Annotated in this window: 24 protein-coding genes and 1 pseudogene; 24 read left to right on the top strand and 1 reads right to left on the bottom strand. The window is 46.9% G+C overall.

The window, feature by feature from the left end; genetic code table 11:
* The 24 genes and pseudogenes from Q0171_RS03650 to Q0171_RS03535 form a co-directional block, all read left to right on the top strand.
* Positions 1-281 (top strand): dihydroxy-acid dehydratase (locus Q0171_RS03650; protein ID WP_299326875.1); only part of this gene is annotated, 281 nt, incomplete at its 5' end.
* 155 nt (positions 282-436) lie between these two features.
* Entirely contained in the window at positions 437-760 is a 324-nt protein-coding gene (locus tag Q0171_RS03645; protein ID WP_299326874.1) for a YciI family protein, read from the top strand.
* A 19-nt stretch (positions 761-779) separates the two neighbouring features.
* A complete protein-coding gene (locus Q0171_RS03640; RefSeq protein WP_299326873.1) occupies positions 780-1445 on the top strand; it encodes a DedA family protein in 666 nt (221 codons plus the stop codon).
* Complete coding sequence (pyrF, locus tag Q0171_RS03635) at positions 1435-2241, top strand: orotidine-5'-phosphate decarboxylase (RefSeq protein ID WP_299326870.1); 807 nt, start codon at positions 1435-1437, stop codon at positions 2239-2241. The genes Q0171_RS03640 and pyrF overlap by 11 nt, the downstream gene beginning before the upstream one ends.
* On the top strand, positions 2238-3224 hold the full coding sequence (gene panC, locus Q0171_RS03630; protein ID WP_299326868.1) for a pantoate--beta-alanine ligase: 987 nt from the start codon (positions 2238-2240) through the stop codon (positions 3222-3224). Before pyrF ends, panC begins: the two co-directional genes overlap by 4 nt.
* 13 nt (positions 3225-3237) lie before the next feature.
* Entirely contained in the window at positions 3238-4485 is a 1248-nt protein-coding gene (locus tag Q0171_RS03625) for an Opr family porin (protein WP_299326866.1), read from the top strand.
* Positions 4486-4596: 111 nt separating this feature from the next.
* Positions 4597-5244, top strand: coding sequence for a trimeric intracellular cation channel family protein (locus Q0171_RS03620; RefSeq protein WP_299326864.1), 648 nt, complete (start codon positions 4597-4599; stop codon positions 5242-5244).
* Between the two features lie 10 nt (positions 5245-5254).
* The gene (locus Q0171_RS03615; protein WP_299326862.1) at positions 5255-6121 is read left to right on the top strand and encodes a 3'-5' exonuclease; all 867 of its coding nucleotides are present in this window, start codon (positions 5255-5257) and stop codon (positions 6119-6121) included.
* A gap of 219 nt (positions 6122-6340) precedes the next feature.
* Entirely contained in the window at positions 6341-6838 is a 498-nt protein-coding gene (locus Q0171_RS03610) for a flavodoxin (RefSeq protein WP_299326860.1), read from the top strand.
* A 110-nt stretch (positions 6839-6948) separates the two neighbouring features.
* The gene (locus Q0171_RS03605; RefSeq protein WP_299326858.1) at positions 6949-8328 is read left to right on the top strand and encodes a cation:dicarboxylase symporter family transporter; all 1380 of its coding nucleotides are present in this window, start codon (positions 6949-6951) and stop codon (positions 8326-8328) included.
* Entirely contained in the window at positions 8325-8996 is a 672-nt protein-coding gene (gene thiE, locus Q0171_RS03600; protein ID WP_299326856.1) for a thiamine phosphate synthase, read from the top strand. The genes Q0171_RS03605 and thiE overlap by 4 nt, the downstream gene beginning before the upstream one ends.
* A gap of 331 nt (positions 8997-9327) precedes the next feature.
* The gene (locus Q0171_RS03595) at positions 9328-9690 is read left to right on the top strand and encodes a hypothetical protein (protein WP_299326854.1); all 363 of its coding nucleotides are present in this window, start codon (positions 9328-9330) and stop codon (positions 9688-9690) included.
* A gap of 213 nt (positions 9691-9903) precedes the next feature.
* A complete protein-coding gene (gene sodB / locus Q0171_RS03590; RefSeq protein ID WP_299326852.1) occupies positions 9904-10539 on the top strand; it encodes a superoxide dismutase [Fe] in 636 nt (211 codons plus the stop codon).
* Between the two features lie 198 nt (positions 10540-10737).
* Positions 10738-12039 (top strand): transcription termination factor Rho, encoded by a 1302-nt coding sequence (gene rho, locus Q0171_RS03585; protein WP_299326850.1) that lies wholly within the window; start codon positions 10738-10740, stop codon positions 12037-12039.
* A gap of 8 nt (positions 12040-12047) precedes the next feature.
* Positions 12048-12848, top strand: coding sequence for a glutamate racemase (gene murI, locus Q0171_RS03580; RefSeq protein ID WP_299326848.1), 801 nt, complete (start codon positions 12048-12050; stop codon positions 12846-12848).
* Position 12849: 1 nt separating this feature from the next.
* Positions 12850-13284 (top strand): nickel-responsive transcriptional regulator NikR, encoded by a 435-nt coding sequence (nikR, locus tag Q0171_RS03575; protein ID WP_299326846.1) that lies wholly within the window; start codon positions 12850-12852, stop codon positions 13282-13284.
* 19 nt (positions 13285-13303) lie between these two features.
* The gene (locus Q0171_RS03570; protein WP_299326844.1) at positions 13304-14248 is read left to right on the top strand and encodes a nicotinate-nicotinamide nucleotide adenylyltransferase; all 945 of its coding nucleotides are present in this window, start codon (positions 13304-13306) and stop codon (positions 14246-14248) included.
* A 31-nt stretch (positions 14249-14279) separates the two neighbouring features.
* Positions 14280-14687: a ribosome silencing factor gene (gene rsfS / locus Q0171_RS03565; protein WP_299326842.1), complete on the top strand. Its 408-nt coding sequence runs from the start codon at positions 14280-14282 to the stop codon at positions 14685-14687.
* Positions 14688-14689: 2 nt separating this feature from the next.
* Positions 14690-15484 (top strand): histidinol-phosphatase, encoded by a 795-nt coding sequence (locus Q0171_RS03560; protein ID WP_299326840.1) that lies wholly within the window; start codon positions 14690-14692, stop codon positions 15482-15484.
* 167 nt (positions 15485-15651) lie between these two features.
* Complete coding sequence (locus tag Q0171_RS03555; RefSeq protein ID WP_299326838.1) at positions 15652-17973, top strand: flagellar hook-length control protein FliK; 2322 nt, start codon at positions 15652-15654, stop codon at positions 17971-17973.
* A gap of 21 nt (positions 17974-17994) precedes the next feature.
* Positions 17995-18819 (top strand): annotated as a pseudogene (gene flgD, locus Q0171_RS03550) (flagellar hook assembly protein FlgD); the annotation flags it as partial.
* A gap of 55 nt (positions 18820-18874) precedes the next feature.
* Positions 18875-20680, top strand: a complete 1806-nt coding sequence (locus tag Q0171_RS03545) for a flagellar hook-basal body complex protein (RefSeq protein WP_299326836.1) — start codon at positions 18875-18877, stop codon at positions 20678-20680.
* 76 nt (positions 20681-20756) lie between these two features.
* Complete coding sequence (locus tag Q0171_RS03540; protein WP_299326834.1) at positions 20757-21248, top strand: NAD(P)H-dependent oxidoreductase; 492 nt, start codon at positions 20757-20759, stop codon at positions 21246-21248.
* 3 nt (positions 21249-21251) lie between these two features.
* A complete protein-coding gene (locus Q0171_RS03535; protein ID WP_299326832.1) occupies positions 21252-22007 on the top strand; it encodes a TSUP family transporter in 756 nt (251 codons plus the stop codon).
* A gap of 5 nt (positions 22008-22012) precedes the next feature.
* Here the strand turns inward: Q0171_RS03535 and Q0171_RS03530 are convergent, their stop codons facing one another.
* Positions 22013-25609 carry a S8 family serine peptidase gene (locus Q0171_RS03530; protein WP_299326830.1) on the bottom strand — a complete coding sequence of 1199 codons (3597 nt, stop codon included), beginning with the start codon at positions 25607-25609 and terminating at the stop codon, positions 22013-22015.
* Between the last annotated feature and the right edge of the window lie 81 nt (positions 25610-25690).

Genomic DNA, 25690 nt, shown 5'->3' with positions numbered 1-25690 from the left:
CCGATGGGCGATTTAGCGGGGCGACAAGGGGGGCTTGTATCGGGCATATAAGCCCAGAGGCTGCTGAAGGGGGACCTATCGCACTAATTGAAGATGGCGATATTATAGAGATTTCTGTCTCGCGTGGGAGCTTGGAGCTGAAAGTGGATTCTAAGACTCTAGAATTGAGAGGGGCAAAATGGAAGCCAATCAAAAAAGAGATAACAAGCAAGTGGCTTAAACGCTACTCACTGCTTGTAAGCAATGCCGCAAATGGTGCAGTGTTAAAAACGGAGCTGTAGGGAGTTTTGTCTTTCATGCATGTATTTGCAGAAGCCATTCTATCTATGTTTATTGCAACAAGCCCAAGATTCTGCCACTTTTAGTGCTTTTGGCGGAGGGTTTGCGAAATTTTGCTACTATTATGGTTTTGTATCGATTCTAGGGAGTGTGGCTTATGGATTCTCATCTTTTTCTTATTGATGTTACATATACAGCAGATCTGGCTGTGATTGAGGCGCATTTAGCCGAGCATAGAGCCTACCTTGCCAAGGGCTATGAGACAGGATTTTTGCTCGCTTCTGGTCCTAAAACCCCGCGCGTAGGCGGTATGATTATCGGGCGTTTTGCCTCGCTCGCAGCTGCACAGGAATTTGCCAAAAACGATCCGTTTGCTCTGCGCCAAATCGCTAGCCATAGCATTATCGAGTTTGAGCCAGTGCTACACGCACAAGCGATCACAGGCTTCCTAGCCCAAACCAACCCTTCTCAAATCTCGTAAATACCAAAGGCATTATCTCATGAATGAAATTATCCATTTTATCGTCGATACCGTCGGTGCGCTGGGATATGTGGGGATATTTTTAATGATGTTCCTAGAATCCAGCTTTTTCCCTTTCCCCTCCGAGGTGGTTATGATACCAGCGGGCTATCTTGCCTATAAAGGCTCGATGAATATGGGGCTAGCGCTATTTTGTGGCGCAGCAGGAAGTTTAGCTGGCGCAGTGTTTAACTATGTGCTCGCACTCTATTTTGGGCGCGCATTTATCGTGCGATTTGGGAAGTATGTGTTTTTCAGTGAGCAGAGCATGCAGAAAATGGAGCGCTATTTCTCTCGACATGGCGAGATTAGCACATTTCTAGGGCGACTTATCCCTGGTGTGCGCCAGTATATCTCTCTGCCCGCTGGACTTGCTAGAATGAATCTCTGGAAATTCAGTATCTACACCACACTTGGTGCGCTGATATGGATTACGATTCTGGCGATATTTGGCTACTATGTAGGGCAAATGTTTGGCGATGATTTGAGCGCGAGCGGGATTGCCAATGTCTTAATCGACAAAGCTAGTGAATTTGATATTCGAAAATCGCTACATTACATTGTGCTAGCTACGCTTGGCGCTGTGGCATTGATTGCTACGATATATATCATCTGGTATAAGAGAAAAACACGCAATGAAGCCTAAAACCCCGCAGCTTGTCATCGCCCTAGATCTCCCAAGTCTTGAGCAAAATCTCCAAATCGCCAGAGTCGTAGGCGAGAAAATGCGTGCAGAGGCACATATAAGCCATAGTAGCAATATCTGGCTCAAAGTAGGGCTACGCGCATTTATCCGTGATGGCAAGCTAGGGCTAGAGCAGATTAGACGCGAGAGTGGCGCTAGAATCTTTTTAGATCTTAAGCTCTATGATATCCCAAACACCATGGCAGATGCAGCCCAAGAATGCGCCGCGCTTGGCGTGGATATGATCACACTCCATGCGAGTGCTGGGGTGTATGGTATGCGCGCAGTCATGGAGCGGCTTGATAGGCACAATCAGCACATGCTTGTCATGGCAGTAAGCGCGCTTACAAGCTTTGATGATGAAAGTTTCGCGCGTGTGTATGGTTGCGGAGTAGATTCTGGCGTGCGTGCGCTTAGCAATCTCGCAGCAGACTCTGGTGTTAGCGGCATAGTTTGCTCTCCATTAGAATCTAGCACAATCAAATCCGCCCACCCCAATCTCCTAACCCTAACTCCAGGCATTCGCCCAGCTCCAGAATCTAGCCCCCAAGATTCTGGGGATTCTAGTGTGAGCGCAAAGCCAGATGATCAAAAGCGCATCGCCACAATCACGCAAGCCGTGCAAGCACAAGCTGATTTTCTTGTCATCGGTCGCCCGATTTACCACTCCCACAACCCAGCAGCTGCCATAGAATCTGCACTCGCACAAATCAATCATGCCAGCAAGCACCTAGCCAAAAACGAGAATCCATTATGACAAGCCAGCCGCCAATCCTTCGCACAAAAGATGAGCTGCGAGCCTTTCGCGCCCAAATCGATTGTGAGTTTGATAGGCTTTTGCACAAGTCTTGCTCTACGCTAGATTCTAGGGCAAGACCTAGCGTAGGGCTTGTGCCTACCATGGGCGCTCTGCACGCCGGGCACAAATCGCTCATACAAAAAAGTCTCACACAAAACTCCCACACAATCGTCTCAATTTTTGTCAATCCCACGCAATTTGCTCCGGGGGAAGATTTCTCGCGCTATCCACGCACATTTGAGCAAGATTATGCGATGTGTGCTGCGCTTGGCGTGAGCGCGGTGTTTGCACCAGAAGCACAGGAGATGTATGAAAAATCTAACCAAAGCCTGCCAAGCTCCCCGGAATCTAACCCCAACAAATCTACAATACTAGATTCTGGTGCTACAAGCGCGCTTGATGAAGTCAGTCTCTTACCGCCTAAATCCATGGGCTATGTGCTGGAGGGTTTCGCACGCCCTAGCCATTTTGCCGGGGTATTGCAGATTGTGATGAAGCTCTTTATGCTAACGCGCGCGCACAATGCCTATTTCGGGCGCAAAGACGCCCAGCAGCTACTCATCATAAGTCAAATGGTGCGCGATCTGTGTATCCCTATCACAATCCATGGCTGTGAGATTGTGCGCGATGATGACGGGCTTGCACTTAGCTCGCGTAATCGCTATCTCCAGCCAGAGGACAGGACAGCCGCGCTAGCTCTCCCACGCGCCTTAGAATCTATCCGCAACGCCCTGCATAATGGCACTACAAAAAGCAAAGAGCTACAAGCTATCGGGCTACAAGCGCTAAAAAACATAGAAGTGGAGCATCTGGAGATTGTCAATGAGAGACTAGAGCTTATAGAGGAGGTTGGCAATGGGGTATGCGCGATCGTCCTGCTCGCCGCGCGTGTAGGCGGAATCCGCTTGCTAGATAACCTATGGCTAGAATCTAAAGCATGAAAAAGGGAGCATGATGAAAAGTATTTTTTCTGTGGTGTGTGGCGTAGCACTATGTGCGCAAGTAGCACTTGGCTTTGAAAGCATTGATGAAGCACTCAAAAATGGCGTAAGCAAAGGCGATGTAATCTTGTATGGGAACTATGTCGGGCTACAAAGAGGGGGTGCGATGAGCGTAGGCGATGAGGGGATAGGGCTCGCACACTACGCATATATGGGTAATCTAGGCTATCTCGTGGGTAATGTTGGGCTAAGCTATACTTCTGGATTTTATAAAAACTTCCGTGCTTCGCTTGGGTTTCGCGCGGTGGCGTCATTCTACGATGCGCATACTGGGTTTTTCGCCCCCACAGGCGGCAGAGGCGATACGCGAGCAGACTTTTTTAACCAAAATCAAGCAGCTATCGCAGAATCTTTTATCGAGTATTTCGATGGCGATACCAGCGTGAAAGCTGGACGAATCGCCATCGCAAACGACTGGGTCAATATGCTCACAGACGGGGTCTGGGTGCGAAATCGCTCATTTGAAAAGCTATTGCTTGAAGCATTTTGGGTCAATGACTATGGACGAATCGATTATTACCAGATGACACGATTCTACCGCCCTACAAAAGTCGGTGTGTATTACACAGGGCTAAAATACTACATCTTAAATGACACACTAAGCGCAAAACTCTACACCTACTTCGCTCCGCCCATTTTCACCGCCGTAGGTGGCAGAATCGATAGCAAGGTGTCATTCTTGGATTTTGAGCTAAAGGGCAATGTCGGCTATGCCTATAGTATCGAGCATAACAACACCCTAGCCACAAGCGGGATTATCAATTCCCACAAAGATGCCAACGCACTCTATGCCCAAGCTTCATTTGGATTACCAAATGTGTTTGATGTCGCAGTAGGCTATATCCACACGGGCAAAGAATCTGGCTGGGGAAGCTTAGCAATGATGGGCAATACGATTGATCCATTTTTTGTCTGGGGTGGTAAAGTGCTAAAAACCCAGCCAAATGTCAATCTCATCTATGCGCAAATCGCCACAAAAGTCGAGCGATTTAATTTTCTGCTCACCTATGGTGCGAGCTTTTATGACTATGTATCTGGAACCACTCGCACCAAAGCCAACCAAAACGAGCTCAATCTCGCCATGGAGATTGGCTTCACGCATAATGTCATTGGCGTCATCAATGTGCTAAATACACATATGGATTCTATGGGCGTGCCCACGATGACACAAGTCAATGGTGGTTTGCGTTTGATGTTTTAGATCTAGATTCTAGGCAAAAGTTACCCAAAATCTCATAGCACAGAATCTAAAGCCTATATCTCATCACCAAAACCAATCTCAAGCCTAGCTGCCAAATCAAGGAGTGTAGAGATGTTTTTGCTCGTGCTATATATCATTGGCATCACAGCTGAAGGCATGAGCGGGGCACTGGTAGCTGGGCGATATAGAATGGATCTCATAGGTGTGCTATTTATCGCGCTCGCCGCAGCCATAGGCGGAGGCTCGATACGCGATATTCTCTTTGACCACTACCCTCTAACTTGGGTTGCCCACCCAGAATACATCATCGTCGTCTGTGCTGCTGCCCTACTTACTACACTTATCCCAAGCGTGATTGCACGATTAGAGAAGCTATTTTTGGTATTGGACGCACTAGGGCTTGTGGCATTTGCAGTCATTGGCGCAGAAGTGGCGCGCGCGCAGGGGCTAGGTGTCGTGCTGGTGGTAAGCTCTGGGGTGATTACAGCAGTGTTTGGAGGGGTGCTGCGCGATATTTTCTGCGGGATCGTGCCACTAGTATTTCGCAAAGAGCTCTATGCAGGCGTGGCGATTCTCACTTCACTTCTGTATTACTGGCTGTGTATAGCTGGGCTAGAGGCGGAAGTCGCGAGTATAATTGCAGTAGCGTGTGGTTTTATCATTAGAATCTGGGCGATTTGGTATAACATCTCTGTGCCTGTATTTTCCTATGGCGACAGAAGCGATGGAGACAACAAAACACAGCAGAATAATACATAAGGAGGCATAGATGATTTGCGTATTTGATATAGAAACGATACCTGATATCGAGCTAATCGCCGCAGAATACGGCTTGCAAGATAAAAATGCTACTGAAATCTGTGAGCACGCGTTTCAAGTGCAGCTAGAGAAAACAGGATCAAATTTCCTCCCTATCTATTGGCATAAAATCATTGCGATTGCAAGCGTGATATGTGATGATTATGGGAATTTCGTCAAAGTGGGCAGCTTTGGCAAAAGTGTGGGCGATGACATAGAGCAAAATCTCGCGCTAGATTCTCAAGTGGCACAATTAGCGCAAATCAATAGGCTTGAGCGCTGCTTGGTGGAGGAGTTTTTGGAATTTTTAAATACCAAAGAGCCACGACTCGTGAGCTTCAATGGCAGGGGGTTTGACCTGCCAACAATCATGCTAAAAGCCATGCGTTACAACTGCAGCGCATTTAGCTATTTTGAGACAAATAGCCAAGATCGCAGCAAGAGCAAATGGGAGAACTACCGCGCGCGATATAGCGAGTATTGGCATACAGATTTGCTGGATTCTCTGGGGCATTTTGGCGCGGTGCGCGCACTCAAGCTTGATAGCGTATGCAAAATGCTAGGGATTGTAGGAAAATACGATGTGAGTGGGGACTTAGTGCATACGCTTTTCTATGAGCAGCACGATTTGCAGGCGATCAATACCTACTGCCAGAGCGATGTGTTAAACACTTACTGGCTCTATCTCAAATACGCCTTGCTAAAGGGTGAGCTACACAAAGACCAATACGCTGGGATATTGGAAAATTTTGCCAAAAAGCTTGATAGCAATGCGCCATATAGTGGTGTGTTTATCAACCATATTCAAGCAGAGCTAGAGCGACTACAACATGCCTAGGGATTTAATCCTGCGCGATAAACGCAAGGTATTTCAAAATCTTGCTGCGATATAGTTATGAAGTGCGCTTTGGGTGTGATTCTCGTAGGACTATGATTTTGCCTGCTCGATTTGGGGCTACCTTAAGTCCGGCAAGATGGGCGAACTTTAGGAAAGATTTATTGCCTTATTTAAACAAATTTGGCATATTTAGGCTTCAATTTCTAATAAAGGACACAAATGGAAAAAGTTGGAATTTTCTTTGGAAGTGATGGCGGTAACTCAAAAAATGCAGCAGAGCAAATCGCAAGCGAACTAGGCAATGCAGAGCTCATCGATGTCGCAAGCGCTAGCAAAGATCAGCTCGCTTCGTTTAAAAATCTCGTGCTTGTAACCCCTACCTATGGCAGTGGCGATCTCCAAACAGACTGGGAAGACTTCCTAGACTCACTAAGCAGCGCAGATTTTGCAGGCAAAGTTGTTGGGCTTGTCGGGCTTGGTGATCAAGACACCTATGCTGATACATTCTGCGATGGTATCTCCCATATCTACAACAAAGCTAAAGACAGCGCGACAATCGTAGGTCAAACTTCCACAGATGGCTATGATTTCTCTGATTCTCAATCCGTAGTCGATGGCAAATTCGTAGGACTTGCGCTTGATGAAGATAATCAAGATGACAAAACAGCTGATCGAATCAAAGCGTGGGTCGCTGACATCAAAGGCAAACTTGCATAAATTTTTGGCAGGTATCTGCTCTCCACTTTGTATTTACGCCCCAGAATCTAGCTAGATTCTGGGGTATTCTAATGCTTTAAGATTCTGCAATCTCCTTGTTGGAGTCGCTTGTGAAAAAACATCGCCATTCCCCTATTCATCATAAATTCCTTAAAAGTCTCGTATTTTGGGTGCTGCTTGGGCTGGTGCTTGGGATTATCTGCGGAAGTATTGGAAACTTGTATGAGCCAGATTCTGGCATGATTGTGCGCTTTTTTTACCATTTCTCCATAGAGTCCAAAACCTACACGCTTGATCCATTTATCAAGGGTCTCAAACTACTCATGGGTCCCATCATCTTCTTGACCATCATTACTGGGATTATTCGGCTTGAAGATCTTAAAACCCTTGGCGCGCTAGGGTTAAAGACACTCATATACTTTGAAGTGGTGAGCACCTTTGCGCTTGTAATTGGCGTGCTGTTTGGCAAGTGGCTAAAACCTGGAGCTGGCATGCATCTGGATATTGCGAGTCTTGATATCTCAAGCGTGCAGGACTATATCGCACAAGGTAGTGCGCAGGCGCGAAGTGTGGGGCAGGAGCTCTACCATATCCTGCTAAGCGCGATTCCACACGATCCTATCTCGCCTTTTGTCGAGGGCAAAACACTCCAAGTGCTTGTTATGGCGCTGTTTATCGCAGTAGTGCTGTCATTCGCGCCAAAAGAGTTTAAACAAAAAGGCGTGAAATATTTTGAAAGCATGCAAGAGACATTTTTCCGTGTGCTAACAATTCTTATTTGGTATAGCCCACTAGCCACCTTTGGGGCGATGGCTTATCTCATCGCGCATTTTGGCTTTAGCTCCATTGGCGGCATGATTATGCTGCTTTTGACCATGGCGCTGGCGATTTTGACATTTATTTTCGTAGTGCTTGGGGTCATCTGCTATATCGGTGGGATCAATATCTTTAAGCTCATGCGCTTCATCTATGCCGAAGTGCTGGTTGTATTTGCCACCTCTAGCAGCGAGACAGCGCTTGCCCCGCTCATGCGCAAGCTCGAGCGCGCAGGCGTGCAAAAAGCCAGCGTAGGTCTCATTATGCCCACAGGCTATAGCTTCAATCTCGATGCGACAAATATCTACCTAAGCCTGGCAGTGATTTTTCTCTCCCAAGCCTTTGACATACAAATAAGCTTCGTGCAGACCATGACGCTTATCCTTATTCTCATGATTTCCTCCAAAGGTGCAGTGGGTGTTACAGGAAGTGGATTTATCGTGCTAGCAGGCACACTGGCGACACTCACCTCTCCAGATGGCACACAGCTTATTCCCGCAGCAAGTGTGGCGGTGATTTTGGGGATTGATAAATTCCTAAGCGAAATGCGCGCCGTGGGTAATCTCTGCGGCAATGTCATCGCATGTGTCATGGTGAGTATCTGGGATAAGCGCATTGATAAGGAGAAGTTCCTTTACGCGCTTGATCACCCTAAAGAGTTCAAAGTCGTATGAAAGCAGTAGAATCTAGTGCCAGCAGGCTTAGAGGCGTGTCTTGCGCATGTGATTTAAGTCTCTATCTCGTAGCCTCTCGAGGACAGCGGAGCGATGAAGAATTTCTACAGATTGTGGAGCTAGCACTTCAAGGCGGAGTGCGTGTGGTGCAGCTGCGCGAGAAACAGCTAGATTCCAGGGAGTATTACGCGCTGGCATGCAAACTCAAAACACTCGCAGATAGATTCCACGCCGCACTTATCATCAACGACCGCGTAGATATTGCGCTAGCATGTGGTGCAAGTGGCGTGCATATTGGCACAAACGACCTCCCACTACAAAAAGTGCGCGAGATTTTAGGCGAGCAAAAACTCATCGGCTGCTCCCTGCGTGATCCTGCACTTCTGCCTAGCATGGCTGGGGCGGATTATCTAGGCGTGGGCGCTGTGTTTCCCACGCAAACAAAACAAGATAGTGTGCTTATCGGTATCGATGGTGTGCGCGAGATTCTCATGCAAATGCGCCTACAAGGCATGCACTTGCCCGTAGTGGCGATTGGTGGGATCACGCAAGATAATCTCCCTGCACTCACACCACTAAAGAAGCTTGGGCTAGCAGGCGTGGCGGTGGCAAGCGCGATTATGGAAGCAGAAAATCCATATACCACTAGCCAGAATCTACGCCTGTAAATGCCAGCCTTTGCGCACTTGAAAGCACTCTATGAAACTTGGACTATAATGCCCCTACAAAATCCCCGCGCAACCACGCGTGAAAATCGTGATATGCAGCAAGATACTTCTACAAACACTCCACGGAACTTAGCTTTTGCAAGAATCTAACAAAGCAAGTAGGCTTTCTCTCCTAACAAATCTCGCTTGAGATTTCCACCAAGCTCGAACCCTTACAAATCTGCATAATTTCTCCAAAAGTTTAAGCTGTTTTTTTTTTTTTTGATTTGTATAATCCTGCTTCGCTCGCGTATAAATCATTATCGTGGCACATATTTTTTAAGGAGTTTTTATGAAAAAGTCTCTTGTATTTGGTCTTATAGCTGCAGGGTTGTTTTTCACTGGCTGCTCGCAGAATCTAGCGCGCTTTTCTGTCGCTTCTACAGGGAATCTCCCAATGCAAAATGTAGAAAAAGGCGATTATGTCAAAGGTAAAGATTGCGTGTGGCACTTGTTTGGATTCCCGCTTGGCAACACGCAAAACCGCGTAAGTGGGGCTGTGGCAAAAGCACTTGAGCAATCAGCAAAAGGCAAGGGAAATGCGGGCGCAGATGCACTGACAAATATCGACATTAGCTCATCATTTTGGTCGCTTATTATCATTGGTAAATCTTGTATTACCGCTAAAGGGCAGCCAATCTCTATTAAACAATAGCCCCAAATCCATAGGCGGATAAACTGCCTATGGCTCTCCACCAAGCCACTCCCACACCGCAATCAAGCACAAACCCATAAACAAGAAAACCATAGAATCTACCTCATCGCATTTTGTAATCTCTATAATTTATTTCTCTTGTGATTTGTATTATAATAGCGCTTGCGAGTGTTGGATAGCCTCATCGCTTACTAATCAATTCAAGGAGAATCTATGTTTGAACTACGCAAATTACCTTATGAAAAAGACGCTTTTGGAGACTTCCTAAGCCCGCTGACTTTTGACTTCCACTATGGCAAGCATCATCAAACTTATGTCAATAATCTCAACAACCTAACAAAAGGCAATGAGTTTGAAAATGCCGAGCTTTATGACATTATCAAAAAGTCTAGCGGCGGCGTGTTTAACAATGCAGCCCAAGTGTATAACCACGACTTCTACTGGGACTGCATCGCGCCAAAGTCAAGCGAGATGAGTGCGGAGCTAAAAGCTGCGATAGAGAAAGAATTTGGCAGTGTGGAGGGCTTTAAAGAAAAGTTTATCCAATCTGCTACCACACTCTTTGGCTCTGGCTGGTGCTGGCTGGTGTTTGACCCAAAATCTAGCAAGCTAGAAATTGTCCAAACAAGCAATGCTGCTACACCTATCACAGAAGATAAAGTGCCCTTGCTTGTAAGTGATGTATGGGAGCACGCCTACTATATCGACCATAAAAACGCTCGTCCAGCGTATTTAGAGAAATTCTTCAGTCATATCAACTGGGCGTTTGTCTCTAGCGCGTTTGAATGGGCGCAAAAAGAAGGCACAGGCTCGATTCGATTCTATATCAATAGCCTACATAAAAAATAGCAATCCACTTACCCACCATTATTGACACAATGACTGGCGCTACTTGCGCCAGCGGGGCGTTTTTTGTTTGATTTTTTTGCGATTTTCGCTACAATCGCATTTCCACATTTCATTCCCCTAGATTCTAGCATTTGTGTTCGTGCGTTTTATCATCTCTCACGCTTTTCACATGCGCGTATCTATATTTAAGGATTTTTAATGGCAGATCACTCTCATAAACGGCAGCAGCATATCCCTGTGGAAGCTTATAAGCTAGAAGAGCTCAATATCAAACCCATAGCCGAGCTCATCGCTATCGCCCAAAGCCTATCAATCGACAACCCCCAAGAGTTTAAGCGACAAGATTTGATGTTTGAAATCCTAAAGACCCAAGTCTCTCAAGGTGGCTACATACTCTTCACCGGGATTTTAGAGATTACCCAAGAAGGCTATGGCTTTTTACGCGCTATTGATGAGACATTCACTGATAGTAAAAACAACACCTATGTCAGTCAAACGCAAATCTATCGCTTCGCCCTGCGCAATGGCGATATTGTAACAGGGCAGGTGCGTCTGCCTAGGGAGCAGGAGCGTTACTACGCGCTACTAAAAATTGAAGCAGTCAATTACAAATCCCTAGAAGAGATGAAAAACCGCCCCCTTTTTGATAATCTCACCCCACTTTTCCCCACACAGCAGCTCCGCCTAGAATACCAGCCCACAAAGGTTACAGGGAGGATGCTCGATCTCTTTAGCCCCATTGGCAAGGGGCAGAGAGCCTTAATCGTAGCCCCTCCTCGCACGGGTAAAACCGAGCTTATGAAAGAGCTAGCGCACGGCATTAGTGCCAATCACCCAGAAGTAGAGCTTATGGTGCTGCTAGTTGATGAGCGACCAGAAGAAGTAACAGATATGCAGCGCAGTGTGAAAGGCAGCGTGTATAGCTCGACCTTTGATATGCCCTCAAGCAGCCATATCCGCGTGGCAGAGCTTGTGCTAGAGAGAGCTAAACGCGAAGTGGAGAGCGGCAAAGATGTGGTGATTTTGCTCGATTCTATCACGCGGCTTGCACGAGCGTATAATGCCGTAACGCCAGCTAGCGGCAAGGTGCTAAGTGGGGGTGTAGATGCAAACGCGCTGCATAAGCCTAAGCGATTTTTTGGCGCAGCGAGAAATATCGAGCAAGGCGGTAGCCTTACCATCATCGCCACTGCGCTTATTGACACAGGCTCGAGAATGGATGAAGTGATATTTGAAGAGTTTAAAGGCACGGGCAATGCCGAAATCGTGCTAGCGCGCAATATCGCTGATCGTAGAATCTACCCTGCCTTTGATATTCTTAAAAGCGGCACGCGCAAAGATGACTTGCTACTTGGCAGAGATAAGCTCACAAAAGTGTGGATGCTACGCAATGTGATGCAGCAAATGGACGATATAGAAGCCCTATCCTTTATCTATGCCAAAATGCAGCAAACCAAGGATAATGAAGAGTTTTTAAACAAAATGAATGAAAAAGAGTAGGCAGGGCTGTGAAATCATATAAACGAGTGGGGATATTTGATAGTGGCGTGGGGGGGCTTAGTGTCGCAAAAAGCGTGCTAGAATCCACTTTGTTTGAGAGTGCGGTGTATTTTGGCGATACGGCGCGCGTGCCTTATGGCGTCAAAGATGAGAAGACCATTGTAACCTTTGCCCTAGAGTGCTTGGAGTTTTTCCGTGCGCAAAAGGTAGATATGCTGCTTGTGGCGTGTAATACCGTGAGTGCGTATGCGCTAGAATCTATGCGATCTTGCGCGAGCTTTCCCATTATCGGCGTGATAGAGCCAGGCGTGCTAGCTAGGATTAACGCCAATCCAGCCCTAGACTCTAGCACGCTAATCCTAGGCACACAAGCGACTATCACTTCAGCACGCTATCAAACGCTGCTGCAAAAAGCTGGATTCTCGCGTCTTTGCGCGGTGGCGACAGGGCTGTTTGTGCCAATCGTAGAGGAAGGTAGCTACCGCACGCCAAGTGGCAAAGCTATCTTGCAAGCCTGCTTAGATCACTATTTGCGCCCATTTTTGCAAGCAAGCGAGTTTGGCGGCAAAGCTCCTGATACGATTATTTTAGGCTGCACGCATTTCCCGCTTATCGCTAAAGAAATTAGCGCGTATTTTCAGCACCAAAGCACGCTTATCCACTCTGGCGATGCGATTGTAGAGTATTTGGTGGAGCATTTTTCGCTTACGCCCAATGCATATAAGAAAACGGCAATAGAGTTTTTTGCCTCAAGTGATGTAAGCGGGCTAAAGCAGCGCGCGCAAAAGTGGCTCTACAATAAGGAGTAGTATGAGCAATCACAAAGTCGTGCGATTTTCTATCTCTTTAGAGCCAAGCTTGCTAGAAGCTATGGATACGCGCTTTATCAAGCAGGGCTATACCTCGCGCTCTGAGCTTGTGCGAGACCTTGTGCGCCAGAAGCTCGCCCAAGAGCAGTGGCAAGATGACACAAGCACCCAAACAGCCGTGCTAGTCATCGTCTATGACCACCACCAAAGAGAGCTCAACCAAAAAATCATTGATTTAGGGCATAACGCCAGCCACAATGGGCTAGAGATCCTCTGCACCACGCATATTCATATCGATGCGCACAACTGCCTTGAGACGATTATTTTGCGTGGGCTAGGCAGGCAGATACAGCAATTTTCTCTTGATATGGCAGGGCTTAAGGGGGTGAAGTTTAGTAAGCTTACGCGTGCTAGCACTTTTGATATGGAGGAGTGAAGCTATAATGGATTCGGTCTTGGGTGAACATTCCGCAGATTTTGGAGATTTGGAGGCAGCCGCAGACCATCAGTCTTGCTCTACCCCCAAATCCCCAAAAAACTACGAAAGCCCCACCGCAATGCCTAGAATCCGTGAAGAAAAACAGGCTAAACGAGCAAAATCCGCCGATCATCAAAACGAGGATTCTAGGGACACTCTTTCTACCGCCGCAGAATCGACAATTTATCGCAAAAAGCCAACGCCAAAAAGAGAAAAAGCCCAATCCGCCAGACAAAACACACACTCCCTCGTGCTTTTTGGCGGGAGTTTCGACCCTCCACATATCGGGCATGTAGAGATTATCACTGCTCTACATGCCATAGCCCAGCGCCTCATTATTATCCCCGCTTTTCGCAATCCTTTCAAACCCATGCCAATCGCACCAATCCAAACGCGTATCGCATGGCTACAAATGCTCTGCGCACATTTATCTCGAGTGGAGGTAAGCGATTACGAAATGCGCGCGCAAAAAAATAATCAAGCTATTTATGCCATAGAGTGGGTGGAGTATTTCGCACGAGAATCTACAATGGATTCTCGGGATTCTCACACAGACGCTGCCACCAAGCCCCTGCTAGCACTTGGTAGCGATTCACTTGCTTCACTGCCACGCTGGAGAGAAGCTACAAAGCTCGCAAGACTTGTGGAGATTTTGCCAATACTTCGAGAATCTAGTGCGCATGCCATAGATTCTAAGCTAGCAGAATCCAAAGCACTCTCCCACGCAGAATCTAGCATAGCATTTGCACACACTCTTGAGCATATCCATGCGCTGGGCTTCACTTGCCATGCGCCTATTGCGCTTCGCCCCTATGCGATCTCATCGAGTCAAATCCGCGCTGCAATCGCGCGCGGAGAATTTACGCAAATCGCCCATGCTCTGCCCCAAAGTATCGCCAAGCTTGTAAGAAAAATATACTAAAATACGCCAGCATTTTATCCAAAGGACACACATGACTCCCGCACTTTCCAAACGCACGCAAACCATAGTTCAAGCCCTCGATGAAAAAAAAGCCCAAGACATCACAATCTTTGATGTGGAGAGCAGTGAGTATATCACTGATAGTGTAGTTATCGCCACTGCGCTTGCTGGCAAGCATTCTCATGCACTGCTTGATCATCTAAAATCCACTTGCAAGCCCATGGGCGAGGTGTTCTACCATGTCGATGAAGAGAGCGAAGACTGGATTATCGCAGATCTTGGTGAGATTATGGTGCATATTTTTACCGAGCATACGCGTGCGCGCTTTAACCTCGAGGAGTTTTTGCAAGAGCATTTTTGCAAATCTCGCGAAGAATCCCACAATACTAAATCCAAAGATACTAGCACACAAGCGAGCGCTAAGGTTTCTCGAGCATAAATATGCGCGTAGATTTACACAATCACACCCCGCTATGCAATCACGCACAAGGCGAGCCTGAAGAGTTTGTCGCACGCGCAAGGGATCTTGGCATAGATATATATGGGTTTGCATGCCATGCGCCCATGCGTTTTGATGAGCGCTATCGTATGGGCTTGGCAGATCTGCCTGGCTATCTTGCACACATCAAAGCACTGCAAGCTGCTACTAAAGCTGCAGGGGGTATGGAGATTCTCTGTGGGCTGGAGGTGGATTTTATCCATGGCAGAGAAGAGCTGCTAGAGTCTAGCGTTTTGGACGCGGAGATTGATTACCTGATTGGCTCGGTGCATTTTTTAGACTCCTGGGGCTTTGATAACCCAGAATTCATCGGCGAATATGCCAAACGCGATATGGTGCAGTGCTGGGCGCAGTATCTTGAAGCGATAGCAGCAATGGCGCGAAGCGGGCATTTTCAAATCGTGGGGCATTTGGATTTGCTCAAGGTTTTTGGCTACCACATGCCAGAAAGCCTAGAGAGCAAGCTTGATTATGCGCTTGGGGTAATTGCAGAATCCAATATGAGTATAGAGATAAACGCTGCGGGCTTGCGTAAGCAAGTAGGCGAAATCTATCCAAGCCCAGCGATTTTATATAAAGCAAGGAAATGCGGGATTCCTATCACATTTGGTTCAGATGCGCATAATATCCAGCAAGTTGGCGCTGGCTATGAGCACTGCATAGAAATTGCACGAAGCGCAGGCTATGAAGAGTGTGTCATCTACCGCAATAAGCGCACATATACCCTCCCGCTCTAAGTGCTATTTGGCGTGCGCTAGATTCTACAAACTTCCAAAATATTCTAAAAGCTTAGGGTTACAATCCACAAATCACCGCAGCCAATATACTGCCACAAAGTGCTAGATTGCTTATAAATGGAATTATTTTTGCTTTGATTTTGCAAATTTCTTAACAAGGATTATGCGTGTTGGAGCAAGTAAGCAATCTCGAAGCCGTGAAGAAAGCCCCATTTATCGTGGATTCTCCCAAGTCTGTGGCAAATCCTACTGCTAAATCTAGTGTGCCAGAATCCACTCCAGATTTTAAAAGCGTGCTAGAAAAATCGCTCAAAGCTCAAGCCCAAGCAGGAGGTCATTCAAATCCAAGCGCATCTCAAAACTCGCCAGCGCTTAAAACCGGCACACAAAGTGCTATGCCAGGAGCTTCCAAGACTACACCGCAAGCTACAAGCAAAACCAATAGCGCACTCACAGGCGCTGGGCTAGATTCTGGGCTCTCCACCATAGCACCAAAGCCAAAAGATGAGCTCGCGAGCTTGCTGCAAGAGAGTGCGCGAGAGGCGCAAAACCCACAAAGCCCAAATGCAGCGCCAAGTAGCGAAGCCACAAATGCACCTAAGAAAAAAACGCTCAATGACATGGCAAAGCAAGAGCCACAGGAAACTTTTCTCTCCAAAATCACGCAAAATAAGCTTGAGTCTGCGCAAAATACTCCAAGCGCACAAAACACCTCAAGCGCCACACCCGCTACACCACAATCATCAATCCCGAGCGCGAAAGCAGGCGCACCAGAATCTAAAATCCCTGCAAACATGCCAAATACAGAGCCTAAAAGCACACAAGGCGCTGGGACAAATGCTAGCAAAGCACTTGGCGGAAATGCCGGAAACTCTAGCGATCGTGAGCTTGGAGATACGCAAGCTGGCATGCCAGGAGCGATGAGCGGGCTTGGTGCTAGTGCAATTGCGCAAGCACTTGCGGGCGAGATTGCACAGGGCAGCCAGCCAAACACGCCAGGTATAGCAGGAGCAAAAGCCACACCCCTTGCTAAATCTGGTGCGCAAGACTTAGGCGCAAACACAAAAGGAGAATCTAAACTCACTGGAGCAGCAGCAAGTGCGGCAGGGGCAAAAACACTTGGCGATGTGGTGCAAAAGGCACAAGATCTCGGGCTAAACCCTAGCAAAGCAGAATTTCATCAAGGCGGGGAAAACTCTGGGCAAATCTCTGGAGAAGAGGAGTTTAAAAACTCCCTGCAAGCGCGCACCGGTATGCGCCAAGCCCCAGTGAGTGAAGGGATCAAGCAGTTTTTTGACAAGCAAGATGAGGTGAGCTTGCGCCCATTTTTTTCTATGCTTAGCGCGGCAAATGCCCTTGATGCCGCAGCGCGCAGAAGCAGCAAGGCTAATCGCATAGAATACGCCATTGAGAGTAAAACAGAGAAAATCGCCATCATCAATCGTGGCAAGATTCTGCCTAAAAACATCACAGAATCTAGGATTAAAAACGAGCGACAAGAAAAAGTCTTTGAGCAGATACAAAAGGACATTATCGCAGGCAAGGAGCTAGACTTAGAGCAGATAAAGGCAGAGCTTTTTGCTTCAAATCCTATCAAAGACGCCTTGACAAGCCCCATGCCCAAACCCACGCTTGCCAAACAAGCACTCAACACAGCAGCAGGGGCAAGCGCGACAATCGCTACCCAAGCAGGCGTAGCCGCACTTGTGCAAGAGGCAAAAAGCCAAGGCAATGCACGCAGAGATTCTCAAGGCAAATCGCATGAGAATCTAAAAGAGTCAATCAAAGAAAACGCAAAAGCCAAAGGTGAGTCAGCTAATACCACGGCTAATACCACAAGACTAGCCCAAGATCCAGAGCTTGCCAAAACAAGTCAAGATCTGGATCTTGCTGAATTCTCGTTTGATGAGCAGGGATTTGCACCACAAGAGCACACGGAGCAAATACTAGAAAAAACTACCACACCAAAGACAAGCGAGAGCGCCGCAAAACCCGAAGCCAAACCAGAATCTAAACTCGCTGCAGCTGGCGCAGGACTAGGGTCAAGCGCGCTAAAGGGTGAAAGCAAGCCTATGGTGAAAGAGGCTATCGCGTCCTTTGTCTCACAATTTGACCAGGAGATTAAGAAATTCAAACCCCCGATGAATCGTCTCTCTATGGAGCTCTCTCCTAAAGAGCTTGGTAGTATCGAGCTTACAATCACACAGCGTGGGAAAAATCTCCAAATCAGCGTGGTGTCAAACCCCCAAGCGCTTAATCTTTTTGCGCAAAATCAATTCGAACTGCGCCAGAATCTCATCGCGCAAGGCTTTGAAGGTGTGGATTTGAGCTTCACAGATTCTGGTGGCGGAAGCTTTAGCGGTGGCAATAGAGAAGACAATGGGCGCGATAATGATCGAGGTGGCAGTGATCTTACAGGCGAGATCGGGCTTGATGAGATCGCCCAAGCCCCAGCGCAGATGAATATCACGCTGCCACTCTATGCGTAGAATCTAAATTAAGGAGAGAGTATGGCACTTGATTTGGCAGAAGTTACAGGAGCAAAGCAGGCAGAGCAAATCAAAAAAACGCAAGAAAAGTCCCCCAAAATCGCCAATGGGCTAGATAAAGATGCCTTTATGAAGCTCTTTTTAGAGCAGCTCAAAAACCAAGACCCAACCGCACCTATGGAGACGGAGAAAATCATCACCCAAACCGCCCAGCTAACCCAAGTAGAAATGCAAGAAGAAAACAAAAAGGCGATGAAAGAAATGGTGGATTCTATGAAAGTTATGCAAGAGAGCAATGAAGAGTTTAAAAACTTCCAATCCACGCTTAAAGAGACTATGGACAAGCTTGGCGAAGGTGTGGATAGCAGCATTGAAGCAGCAGGGCAGATGGCGCAAAGCTCGGCATTCCAAAGTGTGGCGATGGTGGGCAAAATCGCTGAAACTGATGTGAGCGGTGTGAATTACACAGGGGAGAGCAAGGTGCATTTCTCACTCTTTTTTGACCGCCCCATTGATACAAGCAAGGGCAAGGCAGTGGTGCAAATCTTTGATGAAAGCAAGCAGCTTGTGCGTAGCATTTCACTTGATGATAAAAACGGGCAGCAAGGGTATTTAGACTTTGCTTGGGATGGGCTTAATGACAGGGGCGAGCAGATGGACTCTGGCAGCTACTCTGTGGAAGCAGAATACAACCTTGACCCAAAGACCAACCACTACCTAACCACGCGCGTAGGGCGAGGCGAGATCCAAAGCGTGCTATTTGATAAAGGCAAGCCGCTTATCCGTATGGGCGAGCTGATCTTGCCCCTTAGTGCTGCGCTTGAGTTTTATGACAAAGATAAAGAGCTAGTGCGATAGGGTGCGTGAAGTAGCGTGGAGAAACTAGGGCAAAGGAGCAAATATGGCTATGAATGACACGATTTTAAACTCATATAGCGGTATGAAAACCCACCAATTTGGGCTAGATTCTATCGCTAATAATATCGCCAATGTCAATACCAATGGCTTCAAAGAAAATGTGCCTGAGTTTAAAAATCTCTTTAGTGCGCAAATGGACGCGCTCAACTCCAACACCATCACCAACAACGACCGCTCCTATGGAGCCACAGGGGCTAGCAATGCTATTTCTACTAAAAATGGCAACTACCACCCAAGTGATGGGCAGTTTGATGTGGCGTATATGGGCAAGGGCTGGTTTGTCGTGGGCGAGAAGCAAGATGGCAGCTTTGCGGTTAAAGAAGATGGCTATGAAATGCCCCAGCCCATCTACTTCACGCGCAATGGCGGATTTAACCGCGACTCTGATGGGTATTTGGTAACTTCTAGTGGGCAGTATGTCTATGGCGTAAATTTAGGGAAAATCGATAATGGGATTTTTACTTCATCTCCTAGCGAGCAAGATCTCTCCTCTCTGCCAAGCGGGCAAATGCAGCCCCTGCAAATCCCCCAAGAGCTCAAATTCCACCCGGTGGTAACGACCAAAGTCGATGTGGCTGTCAATCTCAACGCCAAGTCCAACTTCAAAAGCGCGCAGGAGCTGCTTGTGCCAAATGGCGTGATTGATGAATCGCGTGTAAAAAGCCAAGATGTCGCATCGTTTGCTGATGATGATGGGCAGCCCTTCGACCCGCGCGCATTTAGGGATATTATCATCACGATTAAAAAGGGCGAAGAAGGCAGTGAGAGTGAGGAGAGCCTGCGCTTCACTTATGGCAGCGGCGGGGCTAGTGCCAATGAATTTCGCACCATAGGCGAGCTTATGGAGCTCTTTAAAAAAAGCGGGCTAGAGCTTACTCCAACACTTGGGGCGCGTGGGAATCTCGCTTTTAATGTCAAAAACCCCCAAAGTCAAAGACTTGAAGTAACCATTGGCGGCGCACTCTCTAATCGCATAGGCATTAGCACCGCTGCTGTCCCGCTTGCCCAAGATGAGCAGCTTCAGTCCAAAGATCTAAAAATCGCCACCTACACTACTTCACTTGATATTTATGATGAAGATGGGGGGAAATTTTTGCTAAAGAGTGAATACTATCTGCTTGATGCAGGCGACCCTACTAGCACGCCACCAATCCCGCAACGCTGGCTTGTGCAAAGCGCAGTTTATGACTTTAGCGGCGAGTTTATGATAAGCAAAGAGCCTATAACGCAAGAGCTGACATTTGACAAAGACGGCAAGCCAGAGTCCGCACCTATGGAGCTTGACTTCAAAGACTCCAAAATCGCCTACTCTATCACAGGCAGCAATAAATACACTTCAAGGAATCTGCCTTATGAGGATTCTAAAATGCTTGAAGCAAGCCAAGATGGCAAGGCAGAAGGCTCGCTCAAAGATATTAGAATCGATGAAAATGGCATTATTTTTCTAGCATTTAGCAATGGCGTGAGCGAGCCTATGGGGCGGCTAGGCGTGGTGGCGTTTGTCAATGATCAGGGGCTTAAAAAAATGGGCGATAATGTTTATAGCCTAGGGACAAATGCGCTAGGCGGGCAAAACAGAGTCCTAAGCGGCAACCCAATCCTAGGCTGGAGCGATGATGGGAATCTCAAATTTGGGCAAATCAAGCATAAATACCTAGAGACAAGCAATGTCGATGTGGGTAATGCGCTCACAAATCTTATCTTGTATCAGCGCGGTTACTCAATGAATGCTAAGGCGTTTAATACCGGCGATGATTTAGTCAAAGAAGCCATCGCACTGAAAAAATAGCATAGCTAGATTCTACTAGAATCTAGCACAAATGCCACAAGTGCGCTAGATGTATATTTAGCTACAAGGAGCTTCTATGCAAACGCTACTGCTTTTTTCACACACATTTTGGGAAGATTCTAAGGTCAATAAGGCATTACTAGAATCCGCAAAGTCTCACCCCAATCTCACAATCCACAATCTCAATGTAGCCTATCCAAGCGGCACAATCGATGTCGCCAAGGAAGTGGAGCTGCTCACAAAAGCGCAAAAGATCATTTTCCAATTTCCGCTCTTTTGGTTTAGCACACCGGCGCTTATGAAAGAGTGGCAAGACCGCGTTTTGACACATATTTTATACGGGGAGAATCCAAAGCTTCTACACGGCAAAAGCTTTCAAGTCATCACCACTTTAGGTGGCAGCAAAGATAGCTATGATGGACACCACGGATATAGCCTAGAGACGATTTTATCGCCGCTTACTAGCACCTTTAGCTATTGTGGCTGCAAGGTTTTAGAGCCTTATGCAATCTTTAGTGCCAAGCTAGACTCTCTCCCCACGCAAGAGTATCTCTCGTATTTAGGCTAGCGCGTGGATCTTGGGGCTGGCTGGTATATCACGCTCTTTATCGCCTCTATCATCGGCGGGCTAGTAGGCTCGCTCTCTGGTGGAGCTGGTATGGTTACAATGCCCCTGCTTCTGCTTAGTGGCATAAGCCCCCTGCAAGCCCTAGCGACAAACAAGCTCCAAGCCTGTGTAGGCTCTTTTACAAGTGCGGCGCATTATTATCACAGCGGTTTGGTGGATTTTGGGCAGAGTCGCGTGCTTATCGTCATCGCGGTGGTGTTTGCGAGCCTTGGGGCTTTTAGTGTGCAGTTTATCGCGCTAGAGCTTTTGGCTAAAGCCCTGCCCTTTGTGATGATAGGGCTTGGGATCTACTTCTTACTCTCGCCAAAAATCAGCGAGCAAGACCGCGCCCACTCTATCAGCAAGCCTAGCCTCTACGCCTCTTGCGCGCTGGCTAGTGTCTATGGCGGATTTATGGGCGTGGGGATTGGCTCATTTATCCTAGCGATTCTTGTAGCAGTGGCTGGCTATGGACTTAGCAAAGCTTTAGCACACTCGCGCTGGATTGTCTTTAGTATCAATCTCTCTTCTACGGCGTTTTTCTTGCTTGGGGGGCAGATATTGTGGATTCTAGGGATTATGATGTGTGTGGGGCAGATGATTGGCGCGAGTCTTGGGGCGAGACTTGCTATCAAGCACGGAGCTAAGATTATCCACCCAGCGGTGATTGTGCTGTGCTTTGCTATCTCTACCCAGCTGCTTATCAAAGAGTTTTTCTAAAGCCGCTAGAAATATAGCCCCACGCTTGCATTGGCATTGATAGAGTAGTAGTCTGCGCCTACTTGTGATGCAAGTCCTAGCCGCGCAAAATACCGCTTATAGTTTATCTGCGCATTAAGCCCACCATAAAATCCGTGCATACTTAGCTGATGATTTTGGCTAAACCACAAATGCGAAAAATCGCTAAATGCGCTTTGACTCTGCAAGTTTGTCAAAAGGCGCAAGGTGTAGAATCCAAATCCATTGACACTAAAGCTAATGGATTCTAGCGACTTAGCATAGCCGATATGCAAGCCTAGGCTAGAGCCTAGGGTATTGTAAGTCGCGCTTGCATACGACTTGGCAAAGATACCGCCTTGCTCGGCGTAGCTGCCTTGCGCGACTAGAGAGTAGTTGAGCAGTGCCATAGGCTTAAACACCACAGCCTTGTAGGCAAAATCCTTAGCAACCCCAACTTGCGCATTGAGCAGATACTGCATAAAAGAGCTTTGCAAGCTGGATTGAGAAGCGATGATAGAGCGCGTGGTGGCGTTTGCGCCAAGCCCAGCACTAAGCGCGCTTATCAAGCTTATATGCTTCAAATCCCACATCGCACTACCACCTAGCGAGAAAGAGTTCGCGCTAGCTTGCGTGTAGGTGTGCTTGGCTTGGTTATTAGTGAAGTCTAAAAAGCCGCCGATTATGAGAGAGCTACTCATCGCGCGCTTTGCTTGGATAGTGGTGGAGACAGCATTAGAGTAGTAGGAGCTATGCTTAAAATGTGTGTAATTGGTGCTAAGGGCTACTTCATTTTTCTTACCTGCAAGAGTGCTAGTAATATCAGCAAGCAGCTTTGTTTGCAGCATATTTGTGCCAGCCACAGCCGCAAGTCTTGGGAGCTTGCGGAGTGCCAAAGGCGCAGGGCTTGCAATCGCAGAGTCCGCCAAAAACGCAAGGCTATTGATAGAGAGACTTTCTTGGAGTGTAAGTGTGTCTTGCATAGCTTGGAGTGGGGCGTTTTCCGCAAGGCTATCAAGGCTTGCTTGATACAATGGGCTAGCGGCGTTTGTGATAGCCCCAAAGTAGTCTTGGTAGTCTTTTGATAGGCTAGGATCTTGAAAAATATCTTTCAATGTCTCGCCCATAGTAGAATCCCCACTTGGCTTAAAGGCGTCCGCTCTAAGCGCGGTGCTAAGGGTTTGCTCGGCGTGATTGTAGGTAAAATTTAGGACATTATTGCTCTGTGGCAAAATGGTGTCAAATTTATCGGTGTGATCTTTGAGCGAGCCGAGATTTAGCTGTATCGTTTTCCCAGCAGTGAGCAAGCTTCCCTCTCCACTATATATGGGAACAAACTCTAGCGTGCCGCCTTGTATGGTGTAGCTTGTCGCTTCTAGCTTGGAGTTGAGATTGCCACTAAAGGCGATTTGCAGCTTTGCGTGAGAGTCTTGCGTATAAGAGCCTTTGATTGTAAGGGTGTTTTGTGTAAGGCTAGTAATGGGCGCAGCTCCAAAGCCTGCCATTACTACACCGCCTAGATTCTCCACCTTGCTTGTGCTTGTCTGTATCTCACTTCCTGCTTGTATGGTGCCAGAGCCGGCTAAGACTCCGCCATTTGTGAGCTTCACACCAGAGGTGGCAAGTGTCGCGCCGCTTGTGTTTGTGCCATTTATCACAGAGCCTAGCTGGATTACTCCGCCATTATCCGCATAAGTCGTGCCTTTAATTGTCGCGCTATTTTCAATATGCACGATTCCAGAATCTTTGGCATAAGCGTTTTTCTCTATCACGCCATTATTTTGCATAAGCAAGATTCCGCCTTTTTGTGCATAGGCATTATTTGCCACATTTCCACCATTGAGTAGAAAAGTCCCACTGCCCTCCGCATAGGCATTGCTATGGACAAGCTTGCCGCTTTTACTTAGCTCTAGCACACCTTGCAAAACGCGTGTCGCACCTTCATAGGTGTTTGTCCCGCTTAAGGTTAGCTTCCCAGCTCCTACCTTGATAAGCCCTGCTTTTTTGATGTCTTTTAGCTCTTCTTTAGGCGAGTTCCACGCACCATCTATATGCCATTTATCTTCCCATAATCGCTGGTCTATATTGTTGCTAAACTCGCCGCTTAGGCCCTTTGTATCAATGGTATAAAAAGCTTGATTTTCGCTTTCAAAATTTTCTACACTATTTTTATTCATACGATTGACATCAAGTCGTGCTAAACCCTTAAGGGCTTTTTGCACATCTAAAATCCCTTGCCCAAAGACTTCTTCTTTGCTAAGCTTGATAATGCCTTCAGGACTGCCATCTACTTTAATAACATTCTTTAAAATTTTATTGAGAAAAGCCTCATCTTTATAGCCTATGGCTTGTAGGTCCCTCTTCACTTGGGCTTCATCTATCTTGCCATCTTTAGTTTTTGGTATCTCTCCGCCTACATAGATAATATTAGCTAGCACGCCTGTGCCAAAGTATTTTAATATAAGCTTTGGGGGCTCGAAGTCATTATTTGCTGTGGTGAGTAGCACATCGGCGATCTGCGCTCCACCTAGGAAGCCAAATTTCTGCTGCACGAGCATTGCCGCACCACTTACCATAGGCGTGGCTTGTGATGTCCCACTCATACCGCAAAACTCTTCTTGTTTTCCACCGCTACACATACCCGCAATAACCTCTCCTTCTAAAGTATCTTTCTTATCAAAATACGCATTTGCAGAGTCTATTCGACTCCCAGGAGCTGTGATCGCATAGAGTGCCGCACCCTTAAAAGCATTGCTATAAGGAGCCAGAGCATGGCAATCATATGAAGCGTTATTGTTAGCATTTTCGCAAGTTTTTATATGCAATGTCTTTTTGCCATTTTCTTGTTTAATGTCAAAACCATCAGCATGCAATGCTCCCACCACAAGCCACGCACGCAGCTCCTCATCATAGCTTGCCGCCACAGCCGCAGCACTTGGGCTAATCCTCCCATCATTCCCAGCACCCCAAATATTAAGAATGTCTTTTTCCTTAGATAGGCGGATAAGGTGTAGTGTGTCGTGTTGCTTTCCATTATTGAGCTTATGTCCTAAAAGTGTATTGAAATAATAATCTGCATTGATACTGCTTGTGTCTTTTTGGATAGGCTGATAATCATTTGTAGTAATATTGATAAGCGGAAAATAGTATGGAGACTCCCAGCTATTGTTAATAATTTTGACATCCCAATCTTTTATATCTTCATATAAATTGCCGGTGTAAGTGTAGCCCGGATTATTTTTGCCAAGCCCATAATACCTGCCATTATAGGCAATGCCGTGTGGGTCGTTGTCGCCTAGCTTTTTGCCAATGGCAATGCCAGCTACATGCGTGCCGTGCCTTGTGCCATTTTTATCGGTCCTATTTTCGTCAAAACTATTGTTAATGAGTATATTATCTTTGCCATACAGGCTTCTAAGCGCGTCATTAAAGACAGAATCTATAATGCCAAGATTTATTCCACTGCCATCTATAGTTGGATTTTCTGCATAAGCTTCATCAAGATTGATAATCTTCCAGGATTTTCTCAAGTTACTGATCTGATCACTAGCTTGTAGCCCAAATGGCATAAAAGCTACACAAAAGGCTAGCACATACTTTTTCATCACAATCCCTTAAATTTTTGCGAGATTCTAATCAAAAAAAAAAAAAAACGCCTTAAATAAAAGGCAAAAGCCTTGCTATAT

The sequence above is a fragment of the uncultured Helicobacter sp. genome (genome assembly GCF_937906905.1).
In the GTDB taxonomy this organism is placed as follows: domain Bacteria; phylum Campylobacterota; class Campylobacteria; order Campylobacterales; family Helicobacteraceae; genus Helicobacter_B.
Note: the sequence above shows the minus strand (reverse complement) of the source record. Positions and strands in the feature narration are given on the sequence as shown.

What these genes read in the sequence shown, in the direction of transcription:
- Q0171_RS03615 (WP_299326862.1), top strand. Translation starts at nt 5,255, where the DNA reads ATGATTTGCGTATTTGATATAGAAACGATACCTGATATCGAGCTAATC.
- Q0171_RS03545 (WP_299326836.1), top strand. Translation starts at nt 18,875, where the DNA reads ATGGCTATGAATGACACGATTTTAAACTCATATAGCGGTATGAAAACC.
- pyrF (WP_299326870.1), top strand. Translation starts at nt 1,435, where the DNA reads ATGAAGCCTAAAACCCCGCAGCTTGTCATCGCCCTAGATCTCCCAAGT.
- Q0171_RS03540 (WP_299326834.1), top strand. Translation starts at nt 20,757, where the DNA reads ATGCAAACGCTACTGCTTTTTTCACACACATTTTGGGAAGATTCTAAG.
- Q0171_RS03620 (WP_299326864.1), top strand. Translation starts at nt 4,597, where the DNA reads ATGTTTTTGCTCGTGCTATATATCATTGGCATCACAGCTGAAGGCATG.
- sodB (WP_299326852.1), top strand. Translation starts at nt 9,904, where the DNA reads ATGTTTGAACTACGCAAATTACCTTATGAAAAAGACGCTTTTGGAGAC.
- Q0171_RS03560 (WP_299326840.1), top strand. Translation starts at nt 14,690, where the DNA reads ATGCGCGTAGATTTACACAATCACACCCCGCTATGCAATCACGCACAA.
- Q0171_RS03640 (WP_299326873.1), top strand. Translation starts at nt 780, where the DNA reads ATGAATGAAATTATCCATTTTATCGTCGATACCGTCGGTGCGCTGGGA.
- rsfS (WP_299326842.1), top strand. Translation starts at nt 14,280, where the DNA reads ATGACTCCCGCACTTTCCAAACGCACGCAAACCATAGTTCAAGCCCTC.
- Q0171_RS03610 (WP_299326860.1), top strand. Translation starts at nt 6,341, where the DNA reads ATGGAAAAAGTTGGAATTTTCTTTGGAAGTGATGGCGGTAACTCAAAA.
- panC (WP_299326868.1), top strand. Translation starts at nt 2,238, where the DNA reads ATGACAAGCCAGCCGCCAATCCTTCGCACAAAAGATGAGCTGCGAGCC.
- Q0171_RS03595 (WP_299326854.1), top strand. Translation starts at nt 9,328, where the DNA reads ATGAAAAAGTCTCTTGTATTTGGTCTTATAGCTGCAGGGTTGTTTTTC.
- thiE (WP_299326856.1), top strand. Translation starts at nt 8,325, where the DNA reads ATGAAAGCAGTAGAATCTAGTGCCAGCAGGCTTAGAGGCGTGTCTTGC.
- Q0171_RS03625 (WP_299326866.1), top strand. Translation starts at nt 3,238, where the DNA reads ATGAAAAGTATTTTTTCTGTGGTGTGTGGCGTAGCACTATGTGCGCAA.
- rho (WP_299326850.1), top strand. Translation starts at nt 10,738, where the DNA reads ATGGCAGATCACTCTCATAAACGGCAGCAGCATATCCCTGTGGAAGCT.
- nikR (WP_299326846.1), top strand. Translation starts at nt 12,850, where the DNA reads ATGAGCAATCACAAAGTCGTGCGATTTTCTATCTCTTTAGAGCCAAGC.
- Q0171_RS03530 (WP_299326830.1), bottom strand. Translation starts at nt 25,609, where the DNA reads ATGAAAAAGTATGTGCTAGCCTTTTGTGTAGCTTTTATGCCATTTGGG.
- Q0171_RS03645 (WP_299326874.1), top strand. Translation starts at nt 437, where the DNA reads ATGGATTCTCATCTTTTTCTTATTGATGTTACATATACAGCAGATCTG.